Source organism: Nioella ostreopsis (assembly GCF_004000255.1).
GTDB classification, from domain to species: domain Bacteria; phylum Pseudomonadota; class Alphaproteobacteria; order Rhodobacterales; family Rhodobacteraceae; genus Nioella; species Nioella ostreopsis.
Map to the genome: position 1 here is coordinate 75,460 of NZ_RCIQ01000017.1, position 8,622 is coordinate 84,081.

The window sequence follows — 8,622 nt, forward strand, 5'->3', positions numbered from 1 at the left end:
GTTTTATCGCAGACCGAGATGGACCCCATAAACACGGCCCGAACAGGCCAAAGTCTGCACTCGGCATTTCCATGGTACGAGGTGTGGGTGCGGGCGGTTATAGAGTCGCGAGCAGGGCGCGCTGATCGCTCCAGTCGGACGGCAGGTCATGCGTCTTGCACCAGTCCGATGTGAACCCCGTGGGCTGCTTACCGTCGAGGACATCCTGCACGATATCCGGCGCGAGGAAGGCGAGGCCGATCATCTGCTGGACGCGTCGCCTGGAGGTCCCCTCGGCAGCGACGATCTGCGCGAAGGTCGACCCTGCCTTGATCCTTTCAAACCACGCATGGGCTCGGGCGATGTTGCGAATGAGCGTCTCGTCCTGCCTGGCTGGGGCATCTGCCAAAATGATCCTGGCCTCAACACCGCGCTTGCGCAGCTGGAACGGATGGCAGGATGCGAGCTGGCTCGTGTCGATCGCATCGACCTCGATGCAGAAGCGCTCCGCCAGTTTCGACGCGTCGAGGTGAAGCGTCATCGATCCGGGCGCGATGTCGATACGCTCGACCAGAGCAAGCAGATCGTCGGGCCTGGCATCTGAAAGCCAGGCCCTAGCGGCAGCCGAGGCCCGGGCGATGGCATCGGCTCCCTCTCCCAGCATCACCGATGGGACAAATCCATTTCTCAAGATTGTACCACGAACGAGATCCGTGATGCGTGCTTCCAGATCACATGCTGGCAAACGCCAGGCTCCGGGATGTGCTTCGCCACTTCGCGCTACGAGCCGGTGAGAGATGTAGTAGCGTAGGCGTGTGCCGTTCTTTGTCTTCGAATGCGACGGTGTCAGACGATCGCCAGTCTCGTCGAAAAGCTTTCCACACAGGAGGGATATCCGACCCGCTGATGACATATGCCTCCGCCTCGCAGCCCCATCCTGAAGCCGATCCTGAATCGCGTCCCAACGGTCGGGGTTGATGATCGCCGGGTGCTGCCCATCGTAAACCTGACGGCGATGCCGGATGCGACCGGCATAGATTGGATTGGTCAGGATGTAGTGGATGTGCCCCCGGTCAAAGGGACCGCCTCCCGAGGTCGTTCCATCTCCCTCTTTGCGGTGCCTGCTGCGAAGGCCCAGGCGGTCGGCTGCATCCTTTACTTGCCTTACTGTGCCGAGCTCCTCGTAGAGGCTGTAGAGCGCGCGGATGGTTTTGGCCTCGCTCTCGTTGATCCTGAGCGTGCGCCCGTCGGGATCGTAGCCCAGTGGGACCTTGCCCCCCATCCAGAGCCCTTTGCGCTTCGAAGCCGTGATCTTGTCCCGGATGCGTTCTGCGGTGACCTCCCGTTCGAACTGTGCGAACGACAGAAGCATGTTCAGCGTCAGTCGACCCATGCTGGTCGCCGTGTTGAAGGATTGTGTAACCGAGACGAAGGAGGCACCGGCCACATCCAGCACATCCACGATCTTCGAAAAATCCGCGAGGGAGCGTGTGAGCCGGTCGATCTTGTAGACCACGATCTGATCGACGCGACCGCCTTTGACCTCTTTGAGGAGGTGTTGCAGCGCCGGTCGTTCCAGGCTGCCGCCAGACAGGCCGCCATCGTCATATTGCTCCGGAAGCATCACCCAACCTTCGTGCTTCTGGCTGGCGATGTAGGCGGCGCAGGCATCGCGCTGAGCGTGGAGCGAATTGAACTCCTGCTCCAGTCCATCTTCTGAGCTCTTCCGTGTGTAGATGGCACAGCGGATCTTCCTCACGAAGGGCTCCCTGATCTGTCAGTGAGGCCAAAAAAACGCGGGCCCGACCATGTGGTTCCGGTGATATGCTTCGCGATCGCAGAGAGGGATGGCCACTCGCGGCCGTCCATTTGGAAGCCCTTTGGCAACACCTCTACCTGGTAGGTCCGACCGTTCCATTCGCGCACGAGATGGGCGCCGGGGCGTGTCACCATCTTCGTACTTTCCGTGATCGAATATGCTTCGTGGGCAAAATCAAAGAGTAGCGATCACCTTCTCAAAACCCTCAACTGCAGGGGGGATTTGGATTTCGAGCACCCGCAAGGCAGGTCAACATTGTTGTTGACAGCGCGACTTGTGCTCGGGCAGCATTTCCTGAATTTGGAAAGAACGGAAGCTGCCGAATATGGCGCATTGCATGATAAAGGATCTGGGACGCCGGACAACCGGCTGTGATCTCGTCGTCTGACGCAACGCTGGTTTTTGTCGGATCAAAACCCGGCACTTGAACCCCGTGCAATGCTTCTGCTCTTTCTGGTTTCTTCACATGCAAAACAACAATGGGTTACGCCTTGCTGTCGATATTGGCGGCACTTTCACGGATACTGTTCTGATAGATGGGCAAGGGGAAATCCTTGGCACTACAAAAACTCCGACCACGCCCGAAAACCCGACCCTTGGCGCGCTCGCGGGCACCAAACATGTGTTGGCCGAGGCTGGGGCGGGCTGGCCGCAGATCGGAGGTTTCATCCATGGGACCACACTGGCCACCAACGCTTTGATAGAGCGGCGCGGAGCCGTTGTGGCCACGGTGACAAGCGAGGGGTTTCGCGACATTCTAGAAATTGCCTATGAACGCCGCTACAGCCAATATGACATCAACCTCGTCAAACCTGATCTTATCGTACCGCGGTCGCGCGCCTTTACCATAGGTGGGCGCATGGATGCGGGCGGGCGGGAGTTGCATCCGCTTGATGAGACGGCCACTCACCAATTGGCCGCAGAATTGGCGGCTTGCGGCGCTGAGGCCGTTGCCGTTTGCTTGATGCATGCCTATGCCAATCCGGCCCATGAACTTAAGCTACGCGATCTTCTTCTGGCGTGTCTGCCTGATCTGGTCATCTCGCTGTCCCATGAGGTCAGCCCCGAAGCGCGTGAATTCGACCGGCTCTCAACGACAATCGCCAACGCCTATATCCAGCCGCAGATGGCCAGCTACCTTAACGATTTTCAGGCGTGTTTTTCCGAACAGGGGCTGACCTGTCCGATCCTGATGATGACCGCAGGTGGTGGCATGACGACAATGGAAACCGCCGCGCGCCTTCCAATCCGGCTGGTGGAATCCGGCCCGGCCGGTGGCGCAATTCTTGCTGCACGCATCGCCGCAGAGACGGGCGAGCCGGAGGTGCTCAGTTTCGATATGGGCGGCACCACGGCCAAGCTGTGCCTGATTGACAGGTTTCGCCCACAAACAGCGCGCAAGTTTGAAATCGCGCGGGCGGCACGGTTTATCAAAGGCTCAGGCATGCCGGTGCGCATTCCGGTGATCGAGATGATCGAGATCGGGGCCGGTGGCGGCTCGATCGCGCAAGTGGATCGGCTGGGCCGTTTACAGGTTGGCCCTGAAAGTGCCGGGTCCGAGCCGGGGCCTGCGGCCTTTGCCAAGGGTGGAACCAGACCAACTGTGACCGATGCGGATGCAGCGCAGGGGCTGATTGAGCCTGGGCGCTTTGCAGAAGGACGGCTCAGGATCGACGTTGAGGCAGCTGAAACAGCGCTCGCATCAGATGTCGGGCAGGCATTGAAGATCGAGGTTTCAGAGGCTGCTCAAGGAGTGAGCGAGATCGTTGATGAGAACATGGCCGCCGCCGGTCGGATGCATGCAGTGGAATCAGGCAAAGACTTGGCCGCGCGCGTGATGATCGCCTTTGGCGGCAATGGCCCGCTGCACGCAACCCGTGTGGCGCGGCGCGCGCAGGTTGATCGCATACTGATCCCGCGTGATCCGGGCGTGGGATCGGCAGTGGGGTTCCTCTTTGCGCCGGTATCGTTCGAAATCATCCGCTCGCGCTATTGCACGCTTGAGATGCTTGATGTGGATGGTCTCAACGCCTTTTTCGGCGCCATGATCAAAGACGCAGAAGCGGTGGTGCGCGCCGGTGCACAAGAGGGCCAGTTGAAACGGAGGCGTCAGGCGTTCATGCGGTATCACGGGCAGGGCCACGAGATAGAAATACAGCTGCCTGATCGAGACCTGGGAGCGGAGGATATTCCCGCCCTGCGCCAGGCATTTGAGGAAGAGTACAGCCGCCAGTTCAGCCGAGCGGTTCCCGGCATGACTATCGAGATATTGAATTGGGCGCTTGAGGTCTCCTCGGTGCCACCAGCACTGAAAACCTATCCGGAGCCGCCCGCAGCGCAGCGGGTTCAGCCCACGGGGCATCGCTCCATCTTGTGCGAAGTCACTGGAAAGTGGCGCGAAGCAGGCATCCATGAACGCGCTGCGCTCAACCCAGGTGATCATCTTGACGGACCGGCTCTGATTATTGAGCCGCAAACCACGACATTCGTCAGCGCAGATTTCAAAGCCCAGGTGGATGGTGGCAGAAACATCTGGCTCACCCGCAAAAGGGAGGGAGTGCAGTGAGAATGACCGATACTAAACTGCAGGTCATGTGGAACCGGCTGCTTGCCGTGGTCGAGGAGCAGGGACAGGCTTTGATCCGGGCGGCGTTCAGCCCCATCGTGCGCGAATGCGGTGACATTTCTGCGGGCATCTTTGACCTTCAGGGCCGGATGCTCGCACAGGCAGTGACTGGCACGCCAGGCCATATCAACACCATGGCCGAGGCGGTGAAGACCCTGCGCGGGCGCTTTGAGCTTCAGGACATGACGCCCGGTGACATTTATATGACCAACGATCCCTGGATCGCCGCAGGGCACTTGAATGATTTCCTGCTGATGATGCCGGTTTTCTTAAAGGGGCGCGTGGTCGGGTTCACCTCTTGCACCTCTCATCTGGTTGATCTGGGAGGGCTGGGTATGGGGCCTGAAGGGGCCGATATCTTCGACGAAGGCCTGCTAATTCCGCCCTGCAAGCTGATGGATGGCGGCGTTTTGAACACGTTCCTGATGGAGATCGTCAAGGCCAATTCGCGTGAGCCCATCGCCAATGAGGGCGACATCTATGCGCTGATCGCCTGTTGCGAGGCTGGGGCCGAGCGGCTTTCGGGCATGATGGCGGAGTTTGGCATCGACCATCTTGATGACCTGGCTGACTATATCATCGACACGTCCTATCGCGGCACCGTCGAGGCCATTGCGGAGCTTCCCAAGGGAACCTGGCGCAACGTGCTGAAGGTGGATGGCTATGAGCAGGAGATCGACCTGCACGCAGCCCTGACCATTGGTGACGACCGTGTTGAGCTCGATTTCACCGGCACATCGGGCCTCTCGAGCAAGGGCATCAACGTGCCGCTCAATTATGCCACCGCCTATTCTGTCTTTGCACTGCGCTGCATCATCGGGCCGGATATTCCCAACAACGCAGGCTCACTGGCCCCGTTTCACGTCACCGGGCCAAAGAACTGCATCCTGAACGCCCAGCCTCCCGCCCCGGTGGCCATGCGCCATACGCTCGGGCAGATGACGCCTGATCTGGTCTATGGCTGCCTGTCGCAGGTCCTGCCGGATATGGTTCCGGCCGAAGGGGCATCCTGCATGTATGACCTGCCTTTGCGTCATACGCCCGAGGCGGTGTCGCGGGGCGATGAGCAGTTTGCGCTGGAGCTTGTGTTCAGTGGCGGAACCGGCGCGCGACCCGGCCTTGACGGGCTGTCGGCCACCGCCTTCCCCTCGGGCGTCTGGGGCAGCCAGGTTGAAACCACCGAGGCGGTCGCGCCGGTCCTGATCACCCGGCGTGAACTCAGGCAAGACAGTGGCGGGCCGGGGCGGACTCGCGGCGGGTTGGGGCAGCATATCGAAATGCGCTCTTCGAAAGATGAGGATTTCATGCTGTTTCTGTCGGTTGAACGGGTTCTGAACCCCGCGCAAGGGCGGTTCGGTGGAGGAGAGGGCGCGCCCGGGCGCATCCGTATCACCGAGGATGGGCCTGATCTGCCGGGCAAGGGCGAGGTTCGGGTAAAGGCCGGCGACACCCTGATCTTCGAAACCCCGGGCGGGGGCGGCTTTGGCAATCCACAGGATCGCCCGAGGGCGGATGTTCAGCGTGACCTTGACGAAGGATTGATAAGCCCGAAGGCGGCGCATGAGATCTACGGGATGAAGCCATGATCAGGCCGGTTGCCCATGTCGCCACCATGTCGCCCTATGCATTGGCTCAGCTGATCGCACCTGACGGCAAGCGCCTGGTTTCGCTGTCTCAAAACGAAAGCCTGCGCCCACCCAGCCCTCTGGCGATTGCCGCTGCCGCGAAAGCGCTGGCGGCAGGGCATCTCTATCCCGATCCGGACTGGGGCGAGCTGCGCGCGGCGCTGTCCGGGCTGCATGGTATCCCCGCCGAGGGCATTCTGTGCGGCAACGGCTCAATGGAGCTGATCGCCTGCCTCACTCAGGCCTTTGCCGATGAGCGACGCGCGGTGCTGGCCCCGGTCCATGCCTACCCGTTCTTCCGAACCGCTGCGCAATTGGCTCGAGCGCGCTTTGATACCGCACCGGAAATAGATGGGCGCGTTTCGGTTGATGCTCTGCTGCAACGGGTTCGGCCTGATACTGGCATCGTATTCGTTGCAAACCCGGGCAATCCGACTGGCACACGCCTTTCACGTGACGAACTGTTGCGCCTTCGTAAGGGGCTTCGGAAAGACATCCTGTTGGTGATCGATGAAGCCTATGGCGAGTTTGCAGATCACCTCGATGAGCCAATGTTTGATCTGGCCGAGAGCGGCGACACTATTATTCTGCGCACCTTCTCAAAGGCCTACGGGCTGGCGGGAATGCGCGTGGGTTGGGGGTTGTTTCCTGGCGAAATCGCTGAAGAGCTTCGCAAGGTGATGAACCCCAACAACATCTCGGTCGCCGGGCAGGCCGCAGCCACCGCAGCGCTGGCGGATCAGGACTATATGGTTGAGACCTGTCGCCAGACGGCTGTTCTTCGTGACGGATTGCAAAGACGATTGCAGCTGGCGGGGTACGATGTGTCCGAAAGTTTCACAAACTTCGTGCTCATACGAATGGGAAGCCCTGACACTGCACGCCGCGCAGACGAAGCCCTCCGCGCTGAGGGTGTATTTCTGCGCCCGCAGGGTGGAGTTGGCCTGGCCGATTGCCTGCGTGTGACCATTGGTGCCGCAGAGAACATCAACCTCGCTGCCAGGCTTCTGGAACGCTGGGCAGAGAAGGAAAAGACATGACACAATCTCGCGGACGTGCCCGCTTTGGCATTCTTGTTCCCTTTACCAACACCAATCTCGAACCCGATATGGCACTTTTGACCCCTAAGGGTGTGTCGATGCATTTCGCGCGTTTGGGCGGCTATGATCAGGATGAAATCCCGGATGCAGACCAAATGCACGGGCTGGGCGCGGCCGATCTGGATGAACCGTTGCGCTTGCTTCAAGGTGTGCGCCCCGATGTGATCCTCTACGGCTGCACCTCGGCCACACTCACGCATGGTCCTGCGTTTGACCGAGAACTTGCAGAACGGATCAAGGCGGAAAGTGGGGCCGAGACTGTCACAGCAGCGGGAGCGCTGGTGCATGCACTGCGCACGTTGGGCGTGACCCGCATCGGCTTTGCCTCACCCTATGTCTCAAAGATCAACGACATGGCAGTGGAATTTCTGGCGAAGACAGGGTTCGAAACCGTAGCACGCTCTGAGGTAGGCGAAGAGCTGGACAACTATGGACAGGGCGAGATGGACCCAAGGGCTGTTTATGAGTTGAGCCTTGCTGCCAATCACCAAGAGGCCGAAGTGATCGTCTTGTCCTGCACTGACATGCGGAGCGTTGAGACAATCGCGCGTCTGGAGGCTGAGCTAGACAAGCCGGTGATCAGTTCCAATCAGGCCATGGTGTTTCAGGCCATGCAGCTAGCAGGCATCAAAGAGCCACTGGCAGGCTACGGCCAACTATTGGAAGGGAGACTGCCATGAATCTTAGGGTCTGGACCAATTGATTTCTGAGCTGAGCCTCCCCATCTGAACTGGTCCGACGTTATGTTTAGGAAACGGAGGACAGAGAATGGCGCACAAGCGACACAATCCAGAGGAAATAATTCAGAAGCTGCGGCAGGTTGACGTTCTTGTCGGTCAAGGCATGGCGCGTGTGGATGCGATCCGCGAGGTTCGCATAACCGATTCATCCTGCGCGGACCACCGGCATTCGTGCGAAGCGACAACGGCCCTGAGTTCGTGGCCAAGGATGTCCGGGCCTGGATCGAGGCCGTCGGTGCCAAGACGGCATTCATTGAGCCAGGCAGCCCCTGGGAGAACGGCTACGTCGAGAGCTTCAACGCCCGGTTCCGGGACGAATTGCTGAACAGGGAAATCTTCTATTCACTCAGGGAGGCGCAAATCATCATCGAAGGCTGGAGAAAGCACTACAACACGAAGAGGCCCCACAGTGCTTTGGGCTACCGCCCACCAGCTCCCGAGGCCATCGTCCAGATGGACCTGAGACCAGTCATGCACTAACAATCAAGCCGGACCAGTCAGATCAGGCCACCCAGTCAATCCGAATGGATTCCGGACCGAAGATTTCGCTCAAAAATGACTTGAGTTCGTCAACTCTAAAAATCTCATGTGGGATGATGTGATGGACATCAAACGCGTATTCGCCTCTGGGCATTCCTGAAACTCCCCGTAACTGGTAAGCAAATACAAAGTTTTAGTTTGTGATTTTTATTGTTGTGCCTGCGGATGGGCGTTGTTGCAGAACTCTCACAGT

6 protein-coding genes and 1 pseudogene are annotated in these 8,622 nt (G+C 59.4%); 5 read left to right on the forward strand and 2 right to left on the reverse strand.

Features of this window, described 5'->3' with window-relative positions:
- Positions 1-97: 97 nt before the first annotated feature.
- On the reverse strand, positions 98-1,738 hold the full coding sequence (locus EP237_RS16795; RefSeq protein WP_127562059.1) for a recombinase family protein: 1,641 nt from the start codon (positions 1,736-1,738) through the stop codon (positions 98-100).
- Positions 1,735-1,950, reverse strand: a complete 216-nt coding sequence (locus EP237_RS16800) for a DUF2924 domain-containing protein (RefSeq protein WP_276317007.1) — start codon at positions 1,948-1,950, stop codon at positions 1,735-1,737. The genes EP237_RS16795 and EP237_RS16800 overlap by 4 nt, the downstream gene beginning before the upstream one ends.
- Before the next feature lie 314 nt (positions 1,951-2,264).
- On the opposite strand from EP237_RS16800, the gene EP237_RS16805 reads away from it, so the two are divergent.
- The 5 genes and pseudogenes from EP237_RS16805 to EP237_RS16825 all read left to right on the forward strand — a co-directional run.
- Positions 2,265-4,364, forward strand: coding sequence for a hydantoinase/oxoprolinase family protein (locus EP237_RS16805; protein WP_127562061.1), 2,100 nt, complete (start codon positions 2,265-2,267; stop codon positions 4,362-4,364).
- Between the two features lie 2 nt (positions 4,365-4,366).
- Complete coding sequence (locus EP237_RS16810; RefSeq protein ID WP_164744740.1) at positions 4,367-6,010, forward strand: hydantoinase B/oxoprolinase family protein; 1,644 nt, start codon at positions 4,367-4,369, stop codon at positions 6,008-6,010.
- Between the two features lie 26 nt (positions 6,011-6,036).
- Complete coding sequence (locus tag EP237_RS16815) at positions 6,037-7,089, forward strand: pyridoxal phosphate-dependent aminotransferase (protein ID WP_240661674.1); 1,053 nt, start codon at positions 6,037-6,039, stop codon at positions 7,087-7,089.
- Positions 7,086-7,829, forward strand: coding sequence for a maleate cis-trans isomerase family protein (locus EP237_RS16820; RefSeq protein WP_127562064.1), 744 nt, complete (start codon positions 7,086-7,088; stop codon positions 7,827-7,829). The genes EP237_RS16815 and EP237_RS16820 overlap by 4 nt, the downstream gene beginning before the upstream one ends.
- A gap of 204 nt (positions 7,830-8,033) precedes the next feature.
- Positions 8,034-8,369: pseudogene (locus tag EP237_RS16825) on the forward strand (integrase core domain-containing protein); the annotation flags it as partial.
- Positions 8,370-8,622 lie beyond the last annotated feature (253 nt).

What these genes read in the sequence shown, in the direction of transcription:
- EP237_RS16810 (WP_164744740.1), top strand. Translation starts at nt 4,367, where the DNA reads ATGACCGATACTAAACTGCAGGTCATGTGGAACCGGCTGCTTGCCGTG.
- EP237_RS16820 (WP_127562064.1), top strand. Translation starts at nt 7,086, where the DNA reads ATGACACAATCTCGCGGACGTGCCCGCTTTGGCATTCTTGTTCCCTTT.
- EP237_RS16815 (WP_240661674.1), top strand. Translation starts at nt 6,037, where the DNA reads ATGTCGCCCTATGCATTGGCTCAGCTGATCGCACCTGACGGCAAGCGC.
- EP237_RS16805 (WP_127562061.1), top strand. Translation starts at nt 2,265, where the DNA reads ATGCAAAACAACAATGGGTTACGCCTTGCTGTCGATATTGGCGGCACT.